We start from the raw sequence: 589 nt of genomic DNA, 5'->3' as shown, positions 1-589 counted from the left end.
GTAACAACAGGAGCTCCATTAATAGAATAACTATAAGTACCTGTAAAGTTGGTAACAGTAAATAATACTTCGCCATCTGTTCCAGGATTACAAGTTACGTCACTAATTAATTGACCATTAACTAAAATATTATCTACGTCATCTATTACAAATAGTTCTTGATATGGGCACCCACTAGCATCAGTCACTTGGAAAATATAATTATCAGGAGTTAATCCAGTAAAAATTCCAGTTGTAGCACCAGTAACATTTGTTGTAGCACTAGCTGGTGATAAAATTTCATAAGCTAAAGGAGCGTCTCCACCTGTAGTAGTTATAGTAACAGTACTCGTAGTCACTAAACAAGTAATAGGAGTTGCAGAAAAGTCTAAATCTGTTGGTGAATTTAAAGGATCTACAGTTACAGAACCTGTTACTTCACAACCATTATCATCTCTAACAATGTAATTAATAGTTTGTACAGTACCATTATTATTAACAGTGTATGTATTTGTTGTAGAGAATCCAGTATTATTAAAATCATAATAATAGTCTCCACTAGCAGTAGGCGTACCATCTTGTCCTACAACAGTAATTATAGTCGCAGTAT

The 589-nt window shown here is 33.4% G+C and carries 1 protein-coding gene; it reads right to left on the bottom strand.

The genetic code is table 11. The annotated features are described in order from the left end of the window. The coding region (locus Q0997_RS20285; protein WP_299892550.1) for a SprB repeat-containing protein at nt 1-589 on the bottom strand (589 nt) is incomplete at both ends.

It is taken from the genome of uncultured Lacinutrix sp. (genome assembly GCF_947500325.1).
Classification (GTDB): Bacteria; Bacteroidota; Bacteroidia; order Flavobacteriales; family Flavobacteriaceae; genus Lacinutrix.
The sequence above is the reverse complement of the archived record's forward strand: the minus strand, read 5'-3'. Positions and strand labels throughout refer to the sequence as shown.